This window comes from Vescimonas sanitatis, assembly GCF_049060325.1.
GTDB classification, from domain to species: domain Bacteria; phylum Bacillota; class Clostridia; order Oscillospirales; family Oscillospiraceae; genus Vescimonas; species Vescimonas sanitatis.
Genome location: NZ_JBMGPW010000033.1, coordinates 1 through 522, shown reverse-complemented (window position 1 = coordinate 522; position 522 = coordinate 1). Strand labels below are relative to the sequence as shown.

Here is a 522-nt window from a genome sequence, read left to right as displayed (position 1 = left end):
ACTCCAGCGCGTTGCCGAAGTTCACGGCCAGCATGTCCTTCAGGCTCCGGGGGCGGGCCCCGGGCACGGGAGCGGGCCGGGCCGCACCGGTGGCCGCGGTGCTCATGCCCGCCCCTCGAGGCCGGCCTGGGCATCGCCGTCGGCGCCGGGCACCCGCATCTCGAAGGTCTCCCGCACCACGGTGTAGTCGAAGTAGCCCAGGCGGGCGATCGGCTGGATGCGCGGGATGTCGAGGCGGCCGTCGGCGGTGATGACGTCGTCGTCGATGTGGAGGGTGTCCACGTGGGCGAAGACCACGTCGATGGTGCCGACGTTCGAGTCGCCCTTGATGCGGTGCGTCGAGTGGTAGCGGCACTCGAAGCGCACGGGGGACTCGGCGACCATCGGGATGGGGTGGTTGTCCGCGTAGACCTTGGTGACGCCGTGCTCGGCGATGCGGTCCCACTCGCTCTCGCCCGGCTCCAGGGCCATGGCGGAGACGTTGACGGCCTCGCGCAGGTCGTAGGTGGCCATGTTCCACAC

1 protein-coding gene is annotated in these 522 nt (G+C 70.9%); it reads right to left on the bottom strand.

The window, feature by feature from the left end; translation table 11 throughout:
• Positions 1-102 precede the first annotated feature (102 nt).
• Positions 103-522 (bottom strand): flavin reductase family protein (locus ACOMDU_RS13615; protein ID WP_421130698.1); only part of this gene is annotated, 420 nt, incomplete at its 5' end.